The following is a 23,607-nucleotide window of genomic DNA, read 5'->3' as shown; positions in this document are numbered from 1 at the left end:
GCCCGCCCCACCAGGGCCGCGCCGCGGCCGGGCCCGGCGCGGCCCTGGTGGGGCGGATAGGGTGGAGGCGCTCATGTCACCGTCACACCTCTCGGGAGAGAAGATGGCACCCGGCCTCCCCTCCGCCATGCCCCGACCGCACTTCATCGGCATCGGCGGCGCCGGAATGTCGGGCATCGCCAAGATCCTCGCCCAGCGCGGCGCCCGGGTCGCGGGCAGCGACGCCCGGGACTCCGCGACCGCCGCGGCCCTGCGCGACCTGGGCGTGACGGTGCACATCGGGCACGCCGCGGAGCACCTGGCCGACGACGCCAGCTGTGTCGTCGTGTCCTCGGCGATCCGCGCCGACAACCCGGAGCTGGCCCGCGCCGCGGACCTCGGCATCCCGGTCGTGCACCGCTCGGACGCGCTCGCCGCGCTGATGGACGGCCTGCGCCCGCTCGCCGTCGCGGGCACGCACGGCAAGACCACGACCACGTCCATGCTCGCCGTGAGCCTGTCCGCGCTCGGCCTGCACCCCTCGTACGCCATCGGCGGCGACCTCGACGCCCCGGGCTCCAACGCCGACCACGGCACCGGCGAGATCTTCGTCGCCGAGGCGGATGAAAGCGACCGCAGCTTCCACAAGTACGCCCCCGAGGTCGCCATCGTCCTGAACGTGGAGCTGGACCACCACGCCAACTACGCCTCCATGGACGAGATCTACGAGTCCTTCGAGACGTTCGCCGACCGGATCGTCCCCGGGGGCACGCTGGTCATCGCCGCCGACCACGAGGGCGCCCGCGAGCTGACCCGGCGGATCGCCAAGCGCGGCACCGGCCTGCGGGTCGTCACCTACGGCGAGTCCGCCGACGCCGACGTGCGGATCACGGACGTCACCCCCCAGGGCCTCAAGAGCGAGGTCACCGTCGTCCTGGACGGCACCGAGCTGCGCTTCGCCGTGTCCGTGCCCGGCCGCCACTACGCGCACAACGCGGTCGCCGCGCTCGCCGCGGGCGTCGCCCTCGGCATCCCGGCCGCGGAGCTGGCCCCCGCCCTGGCCGCGTACACCGGCGTCAAGCGCCGCCTCCAGCTCAAGGGCGAGGCACGCGGCGTCCAGGTCGTCGACAGCTACGCGCACCACCCGACGGAGATGACCGCCGACCTGGAGGCGATGCGCGGCGCCGCGGCGGACGCCCGCCTCCTCGTCCTCTTCCAGCCGCACCTGTTCTCGCGCACCCAGGAGCTGGGCCGCGAGATGGGTGCGGCCCTGGCGCTCGCCGACGCCTCCGTGGTGCTCGACATCTACCCCGCGCGCGAGGATCCGATCCCCGGCGTGACCAGCGCACTCATCCTCGACGCCGCCCGTGCGGCGGGCGCCGACGCGCGGGCCGCGCAGGACAAGGAGAGCGCGCCGGAGCTGATCGCGGGAATGGCGCGCCCCGGCGACCTCGTTCTCACCATGGGAGCGGGCGACGTCACCGACCTCGGCCCGCGGATCCTGGACCAGCTGGCCAAGTAGGCCGGCGCGCACTTCACGTAAGGGGATGTGTTCCATGGCGTACGACGTCGAGAAGCCCGACGAGCAGTGGCGTGCGGAGCTGACCCCCGAGGAGTACACCGTCCTGCGCCAGGCGGGCACGGAGCCCGCCTTCCGGGGCGAGTACACCGACACGAAGACCAAGGGCGTCTACTCCTGCCGCGCCTGCGGCGCCGAACTGTTCACGTCCGGTGAGAAGTTCGAGTCCCACTGCGGCTGGCCGAGCTTCTACGACCCCAAGGACAGCGACGCCGTCCAGCTCCTGTCGGACACCTCCCACGGCATGGTCCGCACGGAGGTCCGCTGCGCCCGCTGCGGCTCCCACCTGGGCCACGTCTTCGAGGGCGAGGGCTACCCGACCCCGACGGACCAGCGCTACTGCATCAACTCCATCTCGCTGCGGCTGACGCCCGACGAGGACTGACCAGGGCCGGCGTGCACGGCCCCGGGTGCGGCGGACCCGGGGCCGTGCCGGTGCCCGAGGCCGCGGGCCGCAAGGACCTGCGCCACCGCCTGGGCAAGGCGCCGCTCCTGGGCCGCGCGGCGGCACGCGCTGAGCGCCTCTGGCGGCCCGCCCGCTACTGCCACCGCTGCGACGCGGTGTTCTGCCCCTCCGGTGCGCCCTGGCCGGGCCTCCTGGCCCCCGAGCAGTTCAGGAGGCTGGTGTGGACGAAAGGGCCGGTACGCGCATCTGTTGCCACCGGGAGAGGAGGGGCGCGCGTGACACGGGCGCGCTCCTGTCCCTCGACCATACTGCCGAGTATCGCTCATCCGGACGATCGTCGACCGCTAACGTGGACACCAATCCCGGGAACGTAAAGGCCAGTTGAGTACATAAACCGGAGTAACTCTTGATAACTGCACCACGAGCCGCCGACCGCCACACCCCCGCACTCCGTCCCGACGAGACGGGGATCTTCATGTGGAGGTGGCCCGGGTTCTAGCCGGCTCCGGCTCACCCAGGGCCCGCCGGAGATCCCGCGCCCGCCCCGTGCAGCCGAGCCGCTCGTACAACTCCAGCGCGTCCTCCGCGAACCCCCGTGCGGAGGGCGCGCCGTGCGTGTGCAGCGTCGTACGGGCCAGGCCGTCCAGGGCGCGGGCCGCGCCCAGGGGGCTGTTGAACTCGCGGGCCAGGCGCAGGGCCTCGTGGTGGGCGTCGAGCGCGGCCTCGTGGCGGCCGAGGAGCCGCAGCGCCGTGCCCCTGCCCAGGAGCGCGGACTGGAGGTCCAGGGGGCTGCCGATGCCGCGAGCGACGCGTTCGGCCTCCGTGAAGTGCCACAGCGCCTCGCCCGGCCGCCGGTCGGCCGCGTACGCCGAGCCCAGACTGATGAGCGTGTCCGACTCGCCCCGGGAGTCACCCGCGGCGCGGTAACTGGTCAGCGCGCGACGGAAGTAGCCGAGCGCCTCCTCCGACTGGCCCGTGGCCTGGCAGACGCTGCCGAGGTTGGTGAGCAGGTTCGCGTGCTCCTGACGGCCGCCGACGCGCCGGGCGAGCCGCAAGGAGCGCTCGTAGTGGGCGCGGGCCTCCTCGTGGCGGCCGTCGATGCGGTGCACCTCGCCGATGTTGTTGAGCGCGCGCAGCTGGCCGTGGAGGTGCCCCGTGGACTCGTGGATGCGCAGCACCGTGCGGAACTGCTCCAGGGCCTCCTCGTGGTGGCCCGCCGCGTGCAGGGCCACGCCCCGCATGTTCGCCACCTGGGCCTCCCCGAACCGGTCCTGGACTCCCGCATACAGCGGCAGTGCCGCGTCAAGGAGCCGGGTGCACGCCTCTCTGCGGCCCGCGGCGAAGTGGGCGCGGGCCGACTGGAGGAGGGCGTCGGCCTGGCCCTGGGTGTCGCCCAGGTCATGGAAGAGGAACAGCGCCTCGGTCGCGCGGTGCAGCGCCTTGCCGTGGTCCTTCTGGGTCAGTACGTCGGCCTGCTCCGTCAGGCTCCGGGCGAGGGCGGCGGTGTCCGCCCGGGCCCGCGCCGCGGACACCGCCGCCTCGAAGAGCTGAGCGGCCGTGTCCCACGCGCCCCAGCGCCGCAGGGGCGTGGCGAGCACGTGGGGGAAGGGCACCGCGTGCTCCGGTGACTCGGCGGCGGCGGTGCGCGCGACGGCGAGCAGATTGCCCCGCTCCACGCTCAGCCACGCGGCGGCCTCGTCCGCGCCCGCGAACTCCGGTGCGTACAAAGAGGCCAGGCGCGGCTCCGGCGCCAGGACGCGGCGGTGCGGCTCGGTGCGCACGGCGGCCCGGTGCGCGGCGGTCAGATAGCAGTCGAGCAGCCGGGCGAGGGCCGCGCGCCGATCGGACAGGGGCTCGTCGCGGGTGGCCATCCGCAGGCCGAAGGCCCGGGTCAGGTCGTGCAGGCGGTAGCGGTCGGACACCGGCTCCTCGAGGAGGTTGCGGTCGAGCAGGTGGTCGAGGAGCTTGCGCGTGCGGGCCATCGGGGCCCGGGGCTCCCCGGGGGTGCCCGCGTACGCGGTGAGCGCCGCGGCCGAGTGCGGGGTGAGGTCAGGGCCGGGGTGCAGAGCGAGGCGGCGGAGCATCCGTGCCGCCTCCGGGGCCAGATCGGCGTACGACAGCGAGAAGGCGGACGCCACCGTGTCGCCGTCGAACGCGTCCAGCGGGTCGGCCGCCTGGACCAGCCGGTCGGTGAGGTGGTCCAGGCTCCAGGAGTCCCGGTGGCGGAACTGGCTCGCCAGGAGCTGGAGCGCGAGGGGGTGGCAGCCGCACGCGCCGACCGTGCGCGCGAGCGCCGCGGGGTCGGCGGGCACCCGGGCGGCACCGGCGACGCGCCGGAACAGCGTGGCGGCCTCCGCCGTGGACAGCACCTCCAGGTACAGGGGTGTCGCGCCTTCCAGGCCGGTGAGCCGGTTGCGGCTGGTGACGATGGCCCGGCAGGACGCGGTGGCGGGCAGCAGGGGCGCGACCTGGCCGGCGTCGCGGGCGTTGTCGAGGACCACGAGGACGCGGCGCCGCGCCGTCCACGCGCGCCAGCGCGTCACCCGCTCGTCGAGCGACGTCTCCCGCTTGCCGCCGGAGTCGTCCGCCTCGTCCGTCGCGCCCGCCGCGTGCAGCAGGACGACGAGGGCCTCGGCGGGCTCGTACGGCGGAAGGGTGCCGTATCCGCGCAGGTCGACGTAGAGCCGGCCGTCCGGGTACGTGTCCGCGAGGCGGTGCGCGGCGTGGACGGCGAGGGACGTCTTGCCGACGCCCGGCATGCCGTGCACGACGGTGACCGGCGGGGTCGCGGCCCCCGCGGGCGGCGTGTCGCCCGCGGCCGGGTCGCCGAGCAGGACGCGCAGTTCGCTCGCGCGGCCGGTGAAGTCCCTGAGGTCGCGGGGCAGGTTGGTGCGTGGCGCCTCGTCGCCCGGCGGGTGCTCCTTCGCGGGCCCCGCGGTCGGCGCGGCGGTGGCCGGGGGCCGCGGGGGAGCCGCCGTCTCCATCAGCGCGCGGTCCTGTTCGAGGATGCGCCGGTGCAGCTCGCGCAGCTCCGCGCCCGGCTCGATGCCCTGGCCCTCGTGGAGCCGGGCGCGTGTGGAGCGGTACAGGGCGAGCGCCTCGTCGTGCCGCCCCGAGCGGTACAGCGCCAGCATCAGCGCCGAGATCACCTGCTGGGCCAGCGGGTTCTGCGTGGCCAGCTCGTGCAGCTCGCCGATCAGGTCGGCGTGCCGCCCCAGTTCCAGCTCCAAACGGATGCGCTCCTCGCGCACCCGGCGGTGGTCCTCCAGGAGCCGGGCCCGCGCCGAGCGCGCCCACGCCCCGGTGAACTCCGTCAACGGCTCGCCCCGCCACAGCGACTCGGCGGTCCTGAGCAGCCCGATCGCCAGCTCCCTGCGGCCCTGCCCGGCGGCCGCCGCGGCCTCGGCCCGCAGCCGCCGGTGGCGTTGCAGGTCCACGGTGTCGGGGGCGACGCGCAGGCGGTAGTGGCGCGGGGCGTACCGCTCCAGGCGGGCCTGGTCGCCCGCCGCCCTGGCGAGGCGGGAGCGCAGCCGGGACAGATAGCTCTGGAGCGTGTCCTGTGCCGTACGCGGCGGCTCGTCGTCCCAGACGCGGTCCATCAGCACCTCGACGGAGACCGGGTCGCCGCAGGCGTGCACCAGAACGGCGAGGACGCAGCGCTCCTTCGGCGAACCGAGCCCGTACTGCCGCCCCTCGTGCCAGAGTTCGAGAGGTCCCAGAGCCAGTAGATCCACCGTCACCCCCGTGGGCGGGCGAGCGGCGCGGGCGCCGCCGCGAGCCGTCCCGCACATGTGTGCGGCACTCCGCTCACTGTTGTCGCGGTGTCAGGGGGAGCGGCTAGAGGCGCACGGTTGCGCGGCGGGCGCATGGGGCGCGGAGCCTGGCCGGAACCCAGTGCCGGGGCCCCGGAGCCGGCCCCGGCAGGGCGCACCGGCCCCGGCCCACGGAGTGCAGGATTCCTGCAAGCCGACCGTCCAGGCCCCCGGGAACGCTGTCGGCGTCCGAGAAGACCCGTTCCGGCGGGCGGCGCTGCCCGCCCGCCGGGAAAGACAGAAGCCGGGGGATCCACAGCGATGAGTGTGACCATGCTGGAAGCACACGGACTACCGGTGCCGGTGCGCCTGGACGTCGACCGCTGGGCCACGCGCCGGGTGCGCAGACGCGTACTCGCCGTGGTGCACACGGTGACGTCCGGGCGCCGGCTCCTCGACACGGTCCGCCTCTTCGAGGGCGACTGGCGGGTGCAGGTGTTCTTCACCGCCGCGCCCGACGTCTTCAGCGCGGGCGTGGCGGACTTCCTCGCCGAACTCCGAGGCGTCGTCCTGCCGTGGGGCCAGGCCGTGCAGACCGCCTTCGACCTGGCGGTGGCGGCGGGCCACGGGGGCCTGCACGAACTGCACGCGCCCGTGGTCGTCCTGCCGCACGGCGCCGGGCACAACAAGGTCGTGCCCAGCGGCCCGCGCGGCCGGGCCGTCGCCGCGCGCGGCGTGTACGGGCTGAGCAGACAGCGGCTCGTCCGCGACGGCGCGGTGGTCCCCGAGGCGATCGTGCTCGCCCACCGCGACGAACTGGACCGCCTGCGCCGCGAGTGCCCCGAGGCGCTGCCCGTCGCCGAGGTCGTCGGCGACCCCTGCTTCGACCGGATCGTCGCGAGCGGCCCCGCCCGCGCCCTGTACCGGGAGGCCCTGCGCACCCGGCCCTGCCAGCGGCTCGTCCTGGTCTGCTCCACCTGGGGCCCGGCCTCGCTGCTCGGCGCCCGCGGTCAGGAGCTGCTCGGGGCGCTGGTGTCCGAACTGCCGGGCCCGGAGTACCGGGTGGCGGTGCTCCTGCACCCGCACGTGTGGCACACCCACGGCGAGTGGCAGCTCCGCTGCTGGCTCGCCGACCTCGCCCGCCGCGGACTCACCGTCGTCAGCCACCGCGCCGACTGGGTCGGCGCCCTCGTCGCCGCCGACTTCGTCGTGGGCGACCACGGGTCCGTGTCGCTGTACGGCGCCATGACCGGAGCGCCCGTGCTGCTCGCCTGCCTGCCGGACGCCGACGTGGCCCCGGGCTCGCCGATGGCCGAACTCGGCTCGTTCGCGCCGCGGCTGCGCCCGGGCCGCTCGGTGCGCCGCCAGCTGGGCCAGGCCGCGGCGGCCTACCGCGCGGAGCCGTACGCGCGCGTGGCCGCCCGCATCACCTCCGAGCCGGGCCGGTTCGCCCGGAGGATGCGGGCGCTGCTCTACCGGAAGCTGCGGCTGCGGCCACCGTGCGTGCTCCCGGCGACGGAACCGGCACGGCTGCCGCGTGTCCTGACGTACGACGAGCCGGGCAGCGTCGTCTCATGACGGTGGAAAGGGTGCGGGTGACGCTCCCTCATCTGTCGCCCGCCGAGGGGGGTTTCGTGGACGAGCACCTGCGGGTGACGCTGCCTGCCCCGGACCGGTGGGCGCGGCTCGCCGACGTCCTGTGCGCGCGAGCGGCCTCCCCCCGGTACGCGGCCGACCTCGCGGCGCGCTACCCGGGAGCCCTCGTCGTGGCCGTGCGCGACGCTCGCGCCTGCCACCTCCGGCTGGGGCGGGGCGGATACGCCCTGAGCCTGGGGGAGCGGCGCGCGGAGGCGGCGGACTGGCGTGCGCGGGCGTCCCTCGCCCACGCGTGTCTCGCGGGCGGGCTGCCCGCCCCGGTGGCGGGGTCACTCGTCGGCCGGGGCGGAGAGCCGGTCCAGGCGCGCGCGTGCGAGCTGCGCGTCGGCTGAGCCGGCGCGGCCCGCGGTGCCGTACAGGGCGAGGGCCTCGCCGTAGCGCTCGCGGGCCCGGGCGGTGTCGTGGCGGTGCTCGGCGAGCGCGCCGAGCGCGTGCAGGGCCCGCGCGGTCTCGTACGCGGCCGCCATGGCCCGCAGGCTCGCCAGGGCCGCCGTCAAGTGGCGCTCGGCGGGTCCGGTCTCCCCCAGGCCGAGGTGGGCGCGGCCGAGGAGGATGGCCGCGCGGGCCGCGTTGTACGTGTCGCCGGCCGCGCTCAGCGTGGCGTGCGCGGCCCCCGCCTGGTCCGCGGCCTCGCGGTGGTGGCCCCGGGCGAGGGCCACGTCGGCGAGGTTGAGCCGGGCCAGGCCGCCCGCCCGGACGTCGCCGCACCGGGGCAGCTCGCGGGCCGCGCGCGTGAAATAGCGGGTCGCCTCGTCCAGGCGGCCGATGCGCTGGTGGGCCAGGCCGCGGTAGTTGAGCGTGCGGGCGTGGCCGAGGGCGTCGTCGTCGGCCTGGAACTGCCGTGCCGCCCGCTCGAACATCTCCAGGGCCCGCTCGTGCCGGCCCCTGCCCAGCTCGCCCACGCCGCCGGAGGTCAGCATCCGGCACTGCGCCGCCGTGTCGCCCAGCTCCTCGGCCGCGGCGAGGCCCTCCTCGTGGGCGGTGTGCCACTGCTCGTAGAACTTCCGGCGCAGGAACAGCGGCCAGAGCGCGTCCGCGAGCTGCCAGCTGACCGTCGGGAAGTGCGTGCGGCCCAGCCGGATCACCGCCATCAGGTTCGGCAGTTCGCGCTCCTGCCAGTCCAGGGCCGCCTCCGGGCCCTCGCCGAAGTCCGCCGTGACCACCGGGCCCGGACCGTGGTCGCGGGCCATCGTCCGGTGCTGCGGGTCGACGGCCTCCTCGGCCCGGGTCGCGGTGGCCAGGTAGTGGTCGGCGATCCGGCGCAGCGCCGCCGCGCGCTCGCCGGGCGGCTCGTCGAGCGCGGCCTTCCGGGCCGCGTGCAGGCGTACGAGGTCGTGGAAGCGGTGGCGGTCCTCGTCGGCGTCGATGAGGAGGTTCGCCTCGTGGAGCAGGTCGAGCAGGGCGAGCGCCCGCGCCCGGCCCGCCGCCTCGGCCTCCCCGTCCCGGGCGAGCGCGGCGACCGCCACCGCGTCGCCGAACTCGGTGCCCGGGTGCAGCCCGAGCAGGCGGTAGAGCCGCGCGGCGCCCGGCGGCAGCTCCTGGTAGGTGACGTCGAGCGTCGCGCGTACGTTGTGGTCGCCCTCGATGGCCAGCTCCTCCAGACGGTCGTGCTCCTCGGCCAGCGCCCGCACCATCGTGGTGATCCCGCGCCGGGGCCGGGCCGCGAGCCGCGCCCCCGCCACCCGCACCGCGAGCGGCAGGCCCGCGCACAGCTCGACCAGCGCACGGGCCTGCTCCGGCTGCGCGTCCACCCGGTCGTCGGCGAGCGTCTCGGCGAGCAGCTCGACCCCGGCGTCCAGGCCGAGCGGCTCCAACTGCACGGTGTGGCAGCCGTCGACGGTCAGGCCTGGCATGCGCCAGCGGCTGGTCACCGCCGTCACGCTCTGCCCACCGGGCAGCAGCGGCCGCACCTGCGCGGCCGACACGGCGTCGTCCAGGAGCACCGCGAGGCGCAGGCCCGCGGTCAGCGAGCGGTACAGCGCGGCCCGCTCGGCGAGCGCGGCGGGCACCTGCGCGGCGGGCACCCCGAGCGCGCGCACGAAGTGGCCGATGACCTCGGCCGGGTCCGCGGGCCCGCCCGGGGCCTGGGCTCCGAGGTCGGCGTACAGCTGCCCGTCGGGGCAGGACGCGCGCAGGGTGTGCAGCCACGCCAGGGTGAGGGCCGTCTTGCCGACGCCGCCGAGGCCGCTGACCGCGACGAGCGTGCGGTGGCCCGCGCGCCCGGCCCGCAGCCGCCGGCCCTCCAGGAGGTCGAGTTCGGCCGCGCGGTCGGTGATCCGGCCCGTCGGCGGCAGCTGCCACGGCGTGCGCGGCAGCGGCGCCTGGGGAGCGGCCTGGACGTGGATGCCGCCGTATACGGTCCCCGCCTGGAGCACGGGTCCGTGCACCGTCCCGCTCAACTCGTTGTGGCCGCCCTGCTCCTGCCCCCGCACCGAACCCCCTCCGGCCGCGCTTGCGCTCTGCCTGAGCCGACCTCTGGGGAACATGCTTTCCGTACGCGTGCCCGGTACCCGTGAGTGAGGCGCACGTCTCTTCGACGCGGCCGAAAGACGACGCCCGGCACGATCAGGAGAACGCCACCGTCAGCCACGGGCTGTCCGGGTCCGTCGTCAGGGCGCGGTGGGCCCGCAGGACCGTGGTGTACCAGCTGCCGAACTCCTCCTCGTCGAAGTGCAGACAGCGGCCGAGGACATAGCCCGCGGAGAACTCCTCCCAGGAGGCGTACGCCGACCGCGCCGCGCGGGAGGCCTCCGTCAGGGCCGATGCGAGTTCGGCCTGGGTGGCGTAGCGGGCGCCGCGGCCCCAGCGGGCCATCTTGGAGGCGCGGCCGATGTCCCAGGCGGCGACGGTGCGCACCTGGCCGTCGGCGGGCAGCAGACCGTCGGCGCGGAAGCGGGCCTCGTACCGCAGGACCTTGCCGACGAGCGCGCGCAGGGCGGCCACGAACTGGTCGAGGTCCGGGTCGTCGCCGGGGCGGTGCGGCGTGCCGGGCCCGCTCGTCGCCACCACGCGGTCCCGCAGGGTCACCTCCACGCACTGGCGCCACAGGTCCGGGTCCACCGGCGTGCCGAGGGCGGTGCGGGCGTCCAGGACGAAGTCCCAGTACCAGGGGCTCACTTCGCGGTCGAGCAGGCGCCGCTGCACGGCCTGCCACTCCTCGCGGTCGCGCACGCCCCACCACTCCTCAAGGCGCGCCACCTCGTTGCTGTACCCCGCGCCGTGCCAGTCGAGGGTGTTCCAGGCGTCGCCGTTGGCGTAGCAGAGGTGGGCGCCGCAGGCCAGGCCGTGCAGGAGCGGGCCGGGCCCGGGGGCGCCGGTGCGCCGGGTCTCGACGCGGTCGCCGGTACGGCCCGGGCGGTGGTGCGCCTCGTGCAGGTCGGCCCACACCTGCCGCTCCTCGTCCGTGGTCAGGAAGTACTGCTCGCACGGAGTCCGGGCGTTGACCACCAGGACGTCGGCGTCGTCGGGCCAGGCGGCGGCGAGGGTGCCGAGCGTCACGTACTCGTAGACGAGGTCGGGGTGCGGGCGCGGCAGCAGGCCCGCCGTGTAGACCTGCGCGACCCGGCGGCCGTCGGGCACCTCGACGCTGAACAGGGGCGGCGCGTCGGGCCGCGCGGCGAGGTCGGTGAGCGGCACGGGCCGGTAGACGCCCTCGACGGCGAGGGCCCGCAGGTAGGTGTAGCCGTCGTCCGCGAGGGCCAGCTCGTACAGGTGCTCCTCCAGGTCGGCGGGCGCCTGCCAGGGCGAGCCGTCCGCCGGGGCCGGGACGGCGGGGAACACCTCGTCGTGGTACTCGTCTTCGGCTGCCGCGTGCATGCCCGGCTCTCGCTTCCGTGTTCGGGATGATCTTCGTCGCACGGTATCCCGGCCCTGGTGAGCCGGCCCATGGGGGCCTTGTCAGCCGGTGAGCGTCAGGCGCAGCGACTTGAGGCCGTTGATGAAGTGCGAGACCAGGCGCGCGGGCGGCGCGGCGAGTGCGACGGCCGAGGTGGCCGTGAGCAACTCCTCGTACAGGACCGAAAGTTGCAGCCGGGCGAAGTGCGCGCCCAGGCAGACGTGCGGGCCGTCGCCGAACGCCACGTGCGGGTTCGGGGACCGGGTCAGGTCGAGCCGGTCGGGGTCGGTGAAGGCGCGCTCGTCGCGGTGGGCCGCGGCGTGGAGGACGACCACCTTGTCGCCGCGCCGGATCGGTGTGCCGGACAGCTCGGTGTCGCGCGCGGCGGTGCGGCGGAAGCTCAGCACCGGCGGGTGCCAGCGCAGCAGCTCCTCCACCGCCCCGGCCACCGGGGCCTCGCCCGTGCGCAGACGGCGCTGTTCGTCCGGGTGTTCGGCGAGGGCGAGCAGCCCGCCGGGCGCGGCGGCGCGCACGGTGTCGTTGCCCGCGACCGTGAGCAGGAAGAAGCACATCTCCAGCTCGGGCGCGCTCACTTCGGGGGTCGTGGCGAGGGTGGTGAGGACGTCGTCGCCCGGGTGGCGCCGCTTGTACGCCGCGAGTTCGGTGGCGTACGCGAACATGTCGCGGAGCATGGCGGGGGAGCGCGGGTTCACCGGCCGCCCGTCCGCGCCGACGACCGGCTCGCCCGCCTCGTCCGGGTCCTGGTAGCCGATGACGCGCCGCGTCCAGTCCAGGAGCAGGTGCCGGTCGGAGGCGGGCACGCCGAGCAGGTCGGCGAGGTTGAGGACCGCGTAGTCGTCGGTGACCGCCGCGACGACGTCGCACCCGCCGTCCCCGGCGCGGGCTTCGGCGACGGCCCCGGCGAGCAGCGAGCGCGCCCGCCGCCGGGCCAGCGCCTCGAACCGGGCCACCCGGCGCGGCGTGAACGCCCGGCTGACCAGACGGCGCGGCCCGCCGTGGTCCGGAGGGTCCTGATTGAGCATCATGCGGCGGATGAACGGCAGGTCGTCCGGGTCCGGGTCGCGGATCTGCGTGGCGCCCAGGCGGGAGGAGTACGCCGCCGCGTCCTTGAGCACCGTCGTCACGTCCGCGTGCCGCGTGACCGCCCAGAAGCCGGGGCCCGCGGGCCAGCCGAGCACCGGCGGCTCCTCCTGCCAGGCCACCGGGTGGTGGTCGCGCAGGACGCGGTAGCGGTCGTACGGCACCGCGCGCGCGTACAGGCGCGGGTCGAAGACGTCCGGGACCTGCACGGCTCCGCGGCCGCGCGGCGCGGGCCTTGCTGGTCCGTGGCCCGCAGGCGCGGGGCCTTCCGGCGCGCGGGCCCGCTCGGGAGCCGCGGGCGGATCGGGAGCCGTGGGCCACTCGGGGGCCGCAGGCGGATCAGGGGTCACGCGCCGCTGGCGTCCGCCGTGCCCGCGCTCGTACGGCCCGTCTCCGCCGTGCCCGCGCTCGTACGGCCCGCGTCCGCCGTGCCCGCGTCCGCCGCGTCCATGCCCGTGCGGCCCGTCTCCGCCGTGCCCGGGCTCGCCGTGCCCGCGTCCGCCGCGTCCGCGCTCGTGCGGCCCGTCTCCGCCGTGCCCGGGCTCGCCGTGCCCGCGTCCGCCGCGTCCGCGCTCGTGCGGCCCGCCTCCGCCGTGCCCGCGTCCGCCGCGTCCACGCCCGTGCGGCCCGCCTCCGCCGTGCCCGCGTCCGCCGCGTCCGCGCTCGTGCGGCCCGCCTCCGCCGTGCCCGGGCTCGCCGCGCCCGGGCCCGCCGCGTCCACGCCCGTGCCGCCCGTCTCCGCCGTGTCGTCGTCCGCCCGCAGGAAGTCCTCCATGACGCGGATCAGGTCGAGCGGTGCCTCGTCCATGGCGTAGTGCCCCACGCCCGTCAGCTCAACGAGCGTGCCGTGCGGGAAGGCGGGCAGCCAGGTCTGCCGCATGACGTCCGCCGAGAGGGCCGGGTCGAGGGCCCCGACCACGGCGAGCGCGGGCACCGGCGAACCCGTCACGCGGTCCTGGAAGTCGTGGCCCGACCAGGAGTCGAGCCAGACCCGGAACGCCTTGGCGTCGCTGCGCGCGAAGGACCGGTCCACCACGCGGCGTACCCACGCCGCCGGGCGCCGGCCACCCGTCGTGAGGTCGACGATCGCCCGCCGGCTGTCCGCCGCGTGCCCGGCCGACTCGAACAGCTCCCGTGCCTGAGGCGGCATCGGGACGCCCGAGGCGGGCACCGGCGAGACCCCGACGATCCTGCGCACCCGGTCCGGCGCGTCGGCCAGGACGTGCTGCGCCACGCCGCCGCCCATCGAGTGCCCGACCAGCGAGAACCGCTCCCAGCCGAGGCGGTCCGCGAGGGCCACGACGTCGGCGGCGGCCTCGGCGGTCGTGAACGCCCCGGGCGTGTCCCGCGCCTCGCCGTAGCCGCGCAGGTCCACCACGGCGAACTCGAAGGCCCCCGTGTCCAGGTCGGCGAGGAGCGGCGCGTACGCCGACCGGTCGGCGAACCACCCGTGCACGGCGATCACTTTGTGCGGGCCTTCGCCCACCAGGTCATGAGGCAGCGTGAAGGAGGTCACGCCCGTCACCATGGCCGCGAAACCCGGGCCGCGCAAGGGTGCCGCCGCCCGCCCCGCACGGCGTCCCGCGGGGCCCGCGCGGCGGTGCCGGGGCGGCCGGATTCACCCCTGGTGGCGCGAAGTTGCCCGACCGCCTGCGAGGGGCGTCCCCGGGTGGTCAGAATGTGGCATGGCCATCCGCCGCCTCAGCTACCGGCTCGCCGAGGAGCCGGTCACCGGAGCCGTCCGGTTGATCCCCGTCCCCGTGTCCGCGCCCCCGTCAGCGCTGTCGGCGCACGCCGGCGAGGCCGCGCACGAGGAACAGCGGCAGCTCCAGGAGTGGGCCGAACTGGCCATCGGCACCGGGCACACCCGGAGCCACGGCCCCTCGGGCGACGGACACGGCCTCAGTTACAGCAGGCTGCCGGACGGCGGCAGCCTGCTGTGCGCCACGGCTCCGGAAGGCGGCGTGGCGGCCTACCACCTGACCGAGGCCGACACGACGGCCCGGTTCTCCGCGGCGTGGCCGATCACCTGGTGGGAGGCGGAGAAGGACCACGACCCCGCGCGCGACGGGCCCGCCGGGCCCGGCCGGGACGGGCCCGGCGCCCTCGGCCACGACGAGCTGGTCGCCTTCGCCCGCGCCCACGAACCCCGCGTCGCCCCCTTCCTCGCCGACGTACGCCGCCTCTTCGACGACCCCGCGGGACGGCAGCTGGTCGTGGCCGAGGAGAGACCCGAGGCCGTCGCCCGCTGGATCGCGCTGGCCTGCGCCTCGCTGCCCGCCGCCTACGTGCCCTCGCTGACGTTCACCACCGGCGCCGCCGACCCGGGCCGCGCCCCGCAGCACATCGTCGGCATCGGACCCGACGCCGACTTCGACCGCTGCGACCCCACCACGCTCGACCACCTCTACCGCGTCCACGACGGCCTCGGCGGGCCCGGCAGCCCGCCCCGCGCGGACACCTGGGCCACCTGGACGGCCCGCCTCTGGCTCGCCGGGGAACCGCTGCCCCGGACCGGCGCCGCCGACCCCTTCGCGACCGGCCCGCTCGTGCCGCGCATGCTGCGCGCCGGACTCCTCACCGGCCGTGAGCTTGCCGGGCTCGACGGCGAGAGCCTGCGCGAGACCGTGAAGAGCCTCGTCACCCTCGTCACGGACGCGGACGCGGACGCGGACGCGGCCGACGACGGCGCCGGCCCCGCCGAACTCCTCGCCCTCTGCCGCGACCTGCACGCCCACGACCCCGCCGCCGCGGCCCCCCTCGCGCTCGCCCTCGCCCGGCACCGGCTCGGCACCGCACGCCCCGCAGATCTACCGGGCGAACTCGCCGCCGTCTGCGCCGAGTTGCCGCTCGACGCCGCGGCCGAGCGGGCCCTGCGCGGCGAGTACGGAGGCGACGCCGACAAGGCGCTGCGGCGCGCCCTGCGCGACCCCGTCGACACCTGGGCCGAGCCACTGCGCCTGGCCCTCGCCGTCGGCGCCGACGACGGGCGCGGCGTCGGCGAGGCCGCCGACAAGCTCGCCCGCGCCCTGCGCGACCCCTCGGGAGTCGACCGGGCGCCCGCCGTGCGGGTCCTCGACGCCGTCGGCAGCGAGCCGCTGACCCGCCGCGTCCTGCGCCGGCTCGCCGACGACCCGCACCCGCGCCGCCTCGACCTGATCGCGGAACTCGCCGACTCGCCGTACGGCGACTGGCTGCGGCGGGCCCTCGACGAGGACGCGCCGCTGCCCCTGCGCCTCGCCGAGGCCGCCGCCCGCTGGCGGGCGGGCGGCGCCGGCCTTCGCGGCATGGAGCTGTTCGCGAAGCTGACCGAGGTCCTGCCGCGCCGCCGGGTCACCGACGCCGAGACGCTGCGGCAGATGTGGTGGCTGGTCTGGGGCAGCTCCTGCCCCGCCCCGGGCGAGCTGTCGTGGGTGGCCCGCACCTGCACGATGCGGCTGCTCGTCACCGCCGGGTACGGCATGCGGATGACGGGCCTGCTCGCCGCCCCGGACGGGGTGGACAGGGAACTTGTCTCCTTCGCCGCCGACCTGCTGCACGAGACGCATCTGCCCCGGCGGGACCGGGCCACCGCCGAGCTGCTCGTGCTCGCCCAGGACCTCGCCGACGGCACCAAGGCGCTGCGGCAGGGCCTCGGCCGCTTCGACGCGCTGTGCGCGGACGCGGGCGACCTCGGCGTCACCGTGCGGCGCGGCGCGTTCCGGCTCCTCGCCCGCGCCCTGGCCCGCGCGGACGCCGACCAGCTCGCCCGCTCGCCCGTGTTCGCACGGCTGACCGGCGCCGGGCCCGAACTCCTCGGCCCCTACCGGGCGTACATGCTCGACGAGGACAGAAGGAGCCAGCTGGAGCGCGAACTCCCGCTGCGGCCCACCGAGGTCGCCGCCTACTACTACCTGTGGCGCCACCGCGAGCGCCGCGGCATCAGCCACGACTGGCAGCGCGTCGCCGCCGAGCTGCTCGACGAGATCCTCGGGCCCGTCACGGTCCGCCTGGACGACCGGCAGCTCTCCGACGTGGCCGACGCCATGCTCGACCGCCAGGGCATGGACCGCGTCCGCGAGTGGACCGCCTGGCGCAACAGCTTCCGCGCCCGCTGACCGCCGGGCGCACCCCGGGGCGAAACCGGCGACCGGCGCCCCGGCGTCCCTACGTACCGACCGATCCCCCTGGAGAGGGCCAGCGTGAAACAAGCCGACCACAGCAGTGACAGCACCACCGAGATCGTCGACAACTTCCCGGGCGGCTCCATGGCCAGCCGCCCCGTCCACTTCATCTGGATGCTCGACTGCTCGGGCTCCATGAGCGTCAACGGCAAGATCGGCCAGCTGAACTTCGCCATCCGCGAGGCCATCCCGGAGATGCAGCAGGCCGCCGACTCCAACCCCGCCGCCTCGCTCCTCGTCCGCGCCATCTCCTTCGCCAGCGGCGCCAGCTGGCACGTCAGCGAGCCGACCCCGGTGAACAGCTTCTCCTGGGAGGACGTCCACACGTACGGCGGTACGGACATGGGCGCCGCCTTCAAGCTCGCCGCGGGGGCGCTCCAGACGCCGCCGATGCCGCAGCGCGCGCTGCCGCCCGTGCTCGCGCTCGCCTCGGACGGGCAGCCCACCGACGACTGGCGGGCGGGCCTGCGCGCCATCGACAGCACGCCCTGGGGCAAGCGGGCCGTGCGCGTCGCCGTGGCCATCGGCGACGACGCGGACAAGAGCATGCTCAAGGAGTTCCTCGCCAACCCCGAGCTGGAGCCGCTCCAGGCCAAGAACCCGCGCCAGCTCGCCGCCGCCATCCGCTGGATGTCCACGGCGGTCGTCAAGGACGCCTCGACGCCCAAGGTCGAGGACGCCAAGCCCGCGACGCCCCTCGGCCCGCCGCTGACCAAGGGCGAGGGCGAAGCCGACATCTGGTGACCGCCGAGGGGACGAGCCCTGCCACGGACGTCCGCTGGGCGCTCCTCAGCGGCGGGGTCAAGGGCGTGGGCAAGAAGTACAGCCAGGACCGCCGGGCCGCGCGGGCCACCGCGGACGGACGCGCCGTCGTCCTCACGGTCGCCGACGGCCACGGCTCGGCCGCGCACTTCCGCAGCGACCTGGGGGCCCGCTGGGCCGTCGAGGAGTTCACGGCGTGCGCGGAGGCCTTCGCGCACGAGGCCGTGCGGGTCGGCGCGGACGCCGCCGCCTGGCCCGGGCTGCGGGCCGAGGCCCGGCTCCTGCCGCAGGCGGTCGGGCACCGCTGGCACCGGCGCGCGCTGTTCCACGACAGCAACACGCCCGCGCGGGGGGCCGCCCCCGCCCAGCGAGCCGCCGCCCGCCGGCGGGCGCGCGGCCGGGGAACGCCGGACCTGGCCGCGTACGGCAGTACGCTGCTCGGCGCCGTCCTGACCGAACACACCCTGGTGTGCTGGCAGTTGGGCGACGGGGACATAGTCCTCGTGGACGACGGCGGCGTGCCGCACACCCCGCTGTCCAGCGGCCCCGACCTCGGCGACGAGACCGACTCGCTGTGCGAGCCGGAGCCGTGGCGCAAGACCCGTACGCACTGGCAGCCCATCACCGGCGGCCCGCCGCCCGCCGTGCTGCTCTCCACCGACGGCCTGTCGAAGAGCTTCGCCGACCACCAGGGCTTCCTGGACTTCGCCACCGGGGTGCGCGAGCGGGCCGCCGAGCACGGCGTGGCGGCGGTGCAGGGCCAGCTGGCGGACTGGCTGGCACGGGCGGCGAAGTACTCGGGTGACGACACGACCCTCGTCGGGGCGTTCGGCGGCCGGTACGACACGAGTGACGCCACAGGAGGACACGAACCGCATGAGTGAAGGAACGGGGACCCCAGCATGAGCAACGGCATGCTCGCCCGCGGGAAGAAACTGGTGGCCGAGTCGGGGGAGCGCGTCACGGTCGCGGAGCTGTTCGGCTCCGGCGGCCAGGGCGAGGTCTACCGCGTCACGACGGCCTCCGGGGACCGCGCCGTGAAGTGGTACTACCCGCAGCTCGCCGACGCCCGCCAGCGGCACATCCTGGAAGGGCTCATCGAGAAGGGGTGGGACGACGACCGCTTCCTGTGGCCGCGGTCCATCGTGATGGACCCGGACGGCAAGGAGCCCGGCTTCGGCTACCTCATGGACGTGCGCCCGGCGCGCTTCCAGGACCTGCCCGCGCTGTTCCGCCGCGACCCGTCCGTCAAGGACGCCACCATGCGCACCCTGGTGACGGTGGCCCTGCACACCGTCGAGGCCTACCGCGCGCTGCACTCCAAGGGCATCGCCTACCGCGACATCAACTGGGGCAACATCTTCTTCGACCCGCGCACCGGTGACGTCCTGGTGTGCGACAACGACAACGCCGTCGTGGAGGGCGCCCTCGCCGGAGTCGCGGGGACCATGGACTTCATGGCGCCGGAGCTGGTGCGCGGCGACAAGGGCGCGCAGCCCGGCACCCAGACCGACCTGCACTCGCTCGCGGTGCTCCTGTTCCTGCTCCTGATGAACGACCACCCCTTCAACGGCGCCCTCGCCATGCGCATCCACTGCATGGGCGAGTCCGCCAAGCGCAAGCTGTACGGCACCGACCCGGTCTTCGTGTACGACCCCGAGGACACCCGCAACCGCCCGGTGGTGGGGGAACAGCCGACCGTCATCGCCACCTGGGCGGCCCTGCCGCGGATCCTGCGGGACCTGTTCGTGCAGACCTTCACGGACGGGCTGCGCAGCCCGGCGCGGCGCGTGCGCGAGACGCAGTGGCGGGACGCGCTCAGCCAGGTCCTCGACGCCATCACGCAGTGCCGCGGCTGCGGCAAGCAGAACCTCACCCAGCCCGACGGGGCGCCGCCGGACTGCTGGAAGTGCGGCAAGCCGCTCCAGCTGCCGCCCCGCCTGGAGCTGGTCACCGCCACCGGCACCACACTGCGCACCCGGCGCGGCATCCGCCTGGACCCGAGTGCCCGCCTCTACGCCCACCACCTGGACGGCGACCCGGAGCGCCACGACTTCCGGGCGGTCGTCGGCGAGGTCACCGAACACCCGCAGCAGCGCGGCCGGTTCGGCCTGACCAACCGCACCCGGAGCACCTGGACGGCCCGCAAGCGGGACGGCGCCGTCCTGGACGTGGAGCCGGGCCGCACCATCGGCCTCCAGCCGGGGCTGCTCCTGGAGTTCGGGGGCGGCGCGGAGGCCGAGGTCAAGGACTAGGGCCCGCCCGCCGCACCGGCCGTACGGCGCCGCAGGAAGCGGTGCCACCACGGCCTGCGCGCGGGCGGCGGGGGCGGTGGTGGCGGTGGCGCGGCGGGCAGGGTGACCCGGGCGGGCGGTGCCGGGACGGCCACGGCGTCCGGGCGCGGCAGCGGCGTGACCGTCACGGCGCACGCGGTCTCGGGCACGGAGACGGTGACCTGCCCGCCCCCGGCCAGGTGCGTGCTGCGGGCCACGCTCCGCTCCTCGCGGCGCACCCCGTCGTCCCAGGCCACCCGCGCGAGCACGGCGGGCTCCGGCCAGGTGAAGCGCACCTCGGCCCGGCCCGCGCCGAGCCGTCGTACCGTCACATCGCTGATGTGGCGCGGGTGTTCGACGACGACGCTCGGCCCGGCCACCGCGCGCTCGCCGAGGGTGCTCACCGCGGTGAGACGCAGGCGCCGCCCGGGCTCCGCCGCCACGTCCAGTTCCCGTGCGGGGGCCGGTGCGGGGCCGAGCGCCGCGAACCGGGCCGACACGTCCGCGCCCGGCGCCACCGGGCCCGCGGACCACGGCACCAGCACGCTGTCGCCCCGCTCCGGGGCGCTCCAGGCGAGCCGCACCCGGTCGCCCGCGCGGTGGGCGGTCAGCTCCGTGACCGGCGCGGGCCACTCCTCGACCCGGGCGGTGACGCGCACCCCCGGCGACCAGACGGTGCCGCCGCCCGGATAGCCGCAGCTGACCTCGTACACGTACGTCCCCACCGGTAGCGGCACGTCCAGGAGGCGATCGGGCTCGCCCGGCACGAGGGTGTGCGGGGCGCCGCCGTCCGCCGAGCGCCGCACGCGGACGGCGGTCGCCGCCGGGTGGGGGCGCCAGCGCAGGCGTACGCCGTCGGGCACGGGCACGGCCGACAGGTCGGAGACGTCCGGGGCGACGAGGACCGGGGCGGTGACGAGCGGCACCCCGATCACCCGGCCGCCGCGCAGCGGGACGACCGCGTAGCGCAGGGAGAGGCCCAGCGGCGCCCGGGCGTCCTCGGCGGTCAACCCCGTCGCAGGGCCGGGGAGTTCGGTGGCACGCTCCGGCGCGCCGTCCGGGAAGCGCAGCACCTGGTACGTCACGGTGGTGCTGACCCGGGGTGGCCGCCAGGTCAGACGGACGCGCAGGTCGTCGACGGCCACCGTGGTGGGGGCGCGGCCGGGCACGGCGGTGGCGTCGGCCAGGGCGGTGGCGGCGCGCAGCAGGCCCGTGCGGGTCTCCGGGGCGTCCTCGGCCTGCCGCAGCGCGTCGAGCCACGCGAGGGCGGCGGCGCGCCAGTCGCCGCGCTCCTCCAGGGCGCGCGCCCGCGCCGCGAGCCGGGCCACGGCGGCGGAGCGGGCCCGCAGCGAGCCGAGCAGACGCGCGAGGACGTGGTCGCGCGGCTGCGCCGGGAGCGGGGCGGCCACGCGCTCGGCGGCGCGGAGGCGGAGCCCCGGCCAGACGTCGTTGACGGTCTCGGCGGCCCGGCGCACCGGCCCGTCGGCCGGGAAGCCGGCGTCGACGGCGGCGGCGAGCAGCCGGGCCTCGCTGCGGTGCACGCCGAGCGCGGCCACGTCGTCGGCGGTGGTCGCGGGGCTCGCGCCCCGGGCGCGTCCGTGCTCCGGCTCGCGGTCCTTGAGCAGGCAGCACAGCTCCCACAGCACCACCCGGCGCAGGCCCATCGGGTCGTCGCGGGCGAGGGTCTCCAGGGTGTCCACGACGGCCGCCGCGGTGAGGGCGCGCGAGTCGGCGGACGTCTCCCAGGCGAGCCGGGCCTGCCGGACGTACGGCACGTCCACGCGCTGCCACAGGCCGCCGCGGGCGGGGAACCACAGGCCGTCCAGGACGCGGAAGCCGTCGTCGGTCTCCGCCTGCGGCAGGGTGCCGAAGACACCGGCGGCCGCGCGCCGCCGGGCGGGTTCGCGCAGCAGTCCCGCGGCGTGCTGGAACCCCAGGTCGCGGACGGCGGCGCGCAGCGCGGCATAGCCGCGCATGCCGGGGAACTCGGGGAGCGCGGGCAGCGGTGGCAGCGTGTCGGTGCCCGTGGCCCGGACACCGGGCCGCCAGCTCTTCGCCACGCGTCAGCCTCCGGGCGCCGTGAAGAAGTACACGCGGACCACGGCCGTCGACACGGAGGCGCTCAGGTCGTGGAAGTCGTCGGTGGCGGTCTGCCCGCTGAACATCTCCGGACGGCCCTTGCGGAGCTGGGAGTTGACGAGGTGGGCGTACTCCGTGCCGCCGCGGCCGCCGCCGAAGGTCAGCACGAGCGCGGCCCTGCGCCCCTCCCACTTGCGGGTCTCACGCCCGATCTGCCGTACGAGGGACGCTTTGTCGGCGCCCTTGACCTTGAACTCCTCCGGCTCGCGCGCCACCGACGGCGGTCCCGTGGGCTCCGGCTTCGCCGACGGACCCGCGCCGTGGGACGGGCGGGCGCGCGCGGCCAGCGGGTCGGGCCGGTCGGCCATCGACACCAGGGCGAGCACGAGCAGCAGGTCGGCGAAGAGCCAGCCCGCGAGGACGACCCCGGCGATCCGGTTCCCGCGCCGCCGCCTGCGCGGGGTCACGTGTCACCTCCGGGGCGTGCTGACGGGCGCCGGGGCGGCGGGCGCAAGGCGGTGGTGCGGTCAGAACGCACGGCGTCCTCGGGGTCCTCGGCGTTTTCGTCGGCCTCGGCGGCCCCGCCCGGGTCGCGGTAGTGGTCGCCGCTCAGGGCCGGGTCGTCCTGGATGTCGGGCTCGCTCGGCGCGTGCGGAGCGGGGGTGCCGTTCGCGGTCGCCCAGGGTGCGGCCGCCCAGGGGGAGGGCGACGGCACCGTCGCCCCGTAGGGACCGGGCGCGGCCCTGGAGGACTCCGCTCCGGCGGGGTGCGCCTCTGCCCCGGCGCGGTGTGCCTCCGTCCCGGCGCGGTACCGGTCCGTTCCGCCGGTGTACCGCTCCGAGCCGTTCCGCGAGGGCGGCGCGGCCAGGGAGCGCACGCCCGACTCCACCCGGGCCGCCGCGTCCTGCCAGTGCGCCGCCGCCGCGTCCCAGCGCTCGGTGGCCTCGCGCATGCCGTCGACCGCGTCGTTCGTGCGGCCCGTGCTGGTCACCAGGGCCTCGCAGGCCTGCTCGGTGGCCCGGGCCACCGACTCCGTCTTGGTGACGAGGGCCTGCTGGGCGGTGACGAGCGAGCGCAGCGAGGTCTCGACGTTCGCGCCCACCGTCTTGACCTGGTCGCCGAGCTGGCGTGCCGCGGCGGCGTTGGCGCTGCCCGCCTGGGCCGCGGCCTGCTGGCCCTCGCGCACCGCCGTCTCGATGCGGTCGGCGGCGGCGCCCAGCTTCGGCACCTCGGCGGTGAGCTTGCCCGCCGCCTCCTGGAGGGAGACCGTCGCGCCGGTCACCGAGCCGGTGGCGGTGACGAGCGCCTTGTGGTTCCTGTCGGCCTCGGCGGCGAGCGCGCGCATCTCCTGGGCCGCCTTGGTGAGTTCGGAGGTGAACTGCTTCGGCGAGGCGCTGCGGTGCGGGGCGAGCAGCATCTGGAGGCGGGTCAGGACGGACGCCAGCTCCGCGAGGAGCCGCTCGCGCTCCGCCTCCTGGGCCTCCTCCTCCCGCTCGGCGCGCGTCCGCACGCGCGCGTGCACCACGGACAGCAGGACGAGCAGGGCGATCAGGACGACCGCCATCAGGGCCACGTTCTCGAACCGGCCGAGCGGCGACAGATGGCCGCCGAAGCCCGACTGCCACAGCTGGAGGAAGGGCCGCGTGGCCTCCTTGCGGTCGACCTTGCTCAGTTCGCCGTACGCGTGCACCGCCTCGCGCAGGCCGAACCAGGTCACCAGGAGCGGCACGAAGACCAGCGCGCCGAGCGCGGCCTCCAGGAGCCCGTCGCGCCGCGCCGACGGTCTTCTGCCGCGCGCGATGACGCTCTCCGGGCGGACGTAGGCGTGCACGAGGTCCAGCTCTGACCAGCGGTCGAGGCGCTTGTCGTGCTGCACGTCGTGGGCCAAGGCGCGGAGTTCGGCGGCACGCGGGCCGAGCGCCGTTTCGCCCGCCAGGTCCTGAAGTTGCTTGATGAGCTCCTGCTTGTCCAGCAGCTGTGCGGGCGTCAAGCGCGTACTCCCTGTCTCGGGACCGGTGCGTG

At 76.2% G+C, this 23,607-nt stretch carries 16 protein-coding genes; 8 read left to right on the top strand and 8 right to left on the bottom strand.

Going from position 1 to position 23,607, the window contains the following annotated elements:
• Positions 1–103 precede the first annotated feature (103 nt).
• Together murC and msrB are read left to right on the top strand one after the other, a co-directional pair.
• The gene (gene murC, locus AC07GB_RS11615) at positions 104–1,501 is read left to right on the top strand and encodes a UDP-N-acetylmuramate--L-alanine ligase (RefSeq protein ID WP_478844300.1); all 1,398 of its coding nucleotides are present in this window, start codon (positions 104–106) and stop codon (positions 1,499–1,501) included.
• Positions 1,502–1,535: 34 nt separating this feature from the next.
• The gene (msrB, locus tag AC07GB_RS11610) at positions 1,536–1,943 is read left to right on the top strand and encodes a peptide-methionine (R)-S-oxide reductase MsrB (RefSeq protein ID WP_478844036.1); all 408 of its coding nucleotides are present in this window, start codon (positions 1,536–1,538) and stop codon (positions 1,941–1,943) included.
• Positions 1,944–2,437: 494 nt separating this feature from the next.
• Here the strand turns inward: msrB and AC07GB_RS11605 are convergent, their stop codons facing one another.
• Complete coding sequence (locus AC07GB_RS11605; RefSeq protein ID WP_478844034.1) at positions 2,438–5,698, bottom strand: AfsR/SARP family transcriptional regulator; 3,261 nt, start codon at positions 5,696–5,698, stop codon at positions 2,438–2,440.
• Positions 5,699–6,037: 339 nt separating this feature from the next.
• Here AC07GB_RS11605 and AC07GB_RS11600 point away from each other — a divergent pair, with 339 nt between their 5' ends.
• Both AC07GB_RS11600 and AC07GB_RS11595 read left to right on the top strand, forming a co-directional pair.
• On the top strand, positions 6,038–7,294 hold the full coding sequence (locus AC07GB_RS11600; protein WP_478844032.1) for a hypothetical protein: 1,257 nt from the start codon (positions 6,038–6,040) through the stop codon (positions 7,292–7,294).
• Positions 7,291–7,704 (top strand): hypothetical protein, encoded by a 414-nt coding sequence (locus AC07GB_RS11595; protein ID WP_478844030.1) that lies wholly within the window; start codon positions 7,291–7,293, stop codon positions 7,702–7,704. Before AC07GB_RS11600 ends, AC07GB_RS11595 begins: the two co-directional genes overlap by 4 nt.
• Here AC07GB_RS11595 and AC07GB_RS11590 read toward each other — a convergent pair.
• From AC07GB_RS11590 to AC07GB_RS11575, 4 genes are all read right to left on the bottom strand, one after another.
• Complete coding sequence (locus AC07GB_RS11590) at positions 7,642–9,804, bottom strand: ATP-binding protein (RefSeq protein ID WP_478844028.1); 2,163 nt, start codon at positions 9,802–9,804, stop codon at positions 7,642–7,644. The two genes, AC07GB_RS11595 and AC07GB_RS11590, sit on opposite strands and share 63 nt — an antisense overlap.
• 133 nt (positions 9,805–9,937) lie before the next feature.
• Positions 9,938–11,188, bottom strand: coding sequence for a DUF1266 domain-containing protein (locus tag AC07GB_RS11585; protein WP_478844026.1), 1,251 nt, complete (start codon positions 11,186–11,188; stop codon positions 9,938–9,940).
• 81 nt (positions 11,189–11,269) lie between these two features.
• Positions 11,270–12,517 carry a cytochrome P450 gene (locus AC07GB_RS11580; protein WP_478844024.1) on the bottom strand — a complete coding sequence of 416 codons (1,248 nt, stop codon included), beginning with the start codon at positions 12,515–12,517 and terminating at the stop codon, positions 11,270–11,272.
• A gap of 137 nt (positions 12,518–12,654) precedes the next feature.
• Positions 12,655–13,824 (bottom strand): alpha/beta fold hydrolase, encoded by a 1,170-nt coding sequence (locus tag AC07GB_RS11575; protein ID WP_478844022.1) that lies wholly within the window; start codon positions 13,822–13,824, stop codon positions 12,655–12,657.
• A gap of 169 nt (positions 13,825–13,993) precedes the next feature.
• On the opposite strand from AC07GB_RS11575, the gene AC07GB_RS11570 reads away from it, so the two are divergent.
• The 4 genes from AC07GB_RS11570 to AC07GB_RS11555 all read left to right on the top strand — a co-directional run bounded on the left by AC07GB_RS11570 (position 13,994) and on the right by AC07GB_RS11555 (position 19,488).
• Positions 13,994–16,405 (top strand): GTPase-associated protein 1-related protein, encoded by a 2,412-nt coding sequence (locus AC07GB_RS11570; RefSeq protein ID WP_478844020.1) that lies wholly within the window; start codon positions 13,994–13,996, stop codon positions 16,403–16,405.
• Positions 16,406–16,555: 150 nt separating this feature from the next.
• Positions 16,556–17,215: a vWA domain-containing protein gene (locus AC07GB_RS11565; RefSeq protein ID WP_478844298.1), complete on the top strand. Its 660-nt coding sequence runs from the start codon at positions 16,556–16,558 to the stop codon at positions 17,213–17,215.
• Entirely contained in the window at positions 17,212–18,117 is a 906-nt protein-coding gene (locus AC07GB_RS11560; protein WP_478844018.1) for a protein phosphatase 2C domain-containing protein, read from the top strand. The genes AC07GB_RS11565 and AC07GB_RS11560 overlap by 4 nt, the downstream gene beginning before the upstream one ends.
• Positions 18,118–18,135: 18 nt before the next feature.
• Entirely contained in the window at positions 18,136–19,488 is a 1,353-nt protein-coding gene (locus AC07GB_RS11555; RefSeq protein WP_478844016.1) for a protein kinase domain-containing protein, read from the top strand.
• Here the strand turns inward: AC07GB_RS11555 and AC07GB_RS11550 are convergent.
• From AC07GB_RS11550 to AC07GB_RS11540, 3 genes are read right to left on the bottom strand one after another with little or no spacing between them, the layout of a single operon-like run.
• The gene (locus tag AC07GB_RS11550) at positions 19,485–21,566 is read right to left on the bottom strand and encodes a hypothetical protein (RefSeq protein WP_478844014.1); all 2,082 of its coding nucleotides are present in this window, start codon (positions 21,564–21,566) and stop codon (positions 19,485–19,487) included. The genes AC07GB_RS11555 and AC07GB_RS11550 overlap by 4 nt on opposite strands.
• A gap of 3 nt (positions 21,567–21,569) precedes the next feature.
• Positions 21,570–22,052: a hypothetical protein gene (locus AC07GB_RS11545; protein ID WP_478844012.1), complete on the bottom strand. Its 483-nt coding sequence runs from the start codon at positions 22,050–22,052 to the stop codon at positions 21,570–21,572.
• A complete protein-coding gene (locus tag AC07GB_RS11540; RefSeq protein WP_478844010.1) occupies positions 22,049–23,575 on the bottom strand; it encodes a hypothetical protein in 1,527 nt (508 codons plus the stop codon). The genes AC07GB_RS11545 and AC07GB_RS11540 overlap by 4 nt, the downstream gene beginning before the upstream one ends.
• Positions 23,576–23,607: the final 32 nt, after the last annotated feature.

The sequence above is a fragment of the Streptomyces sp. NPDC045778 genome, assembly GCF_056431945.1.
The sequence above is the reverse complement of the archived record's forward strand: the minus strand, read 5'-3'. Positions and strand labels throughout refer to the sequence as shown.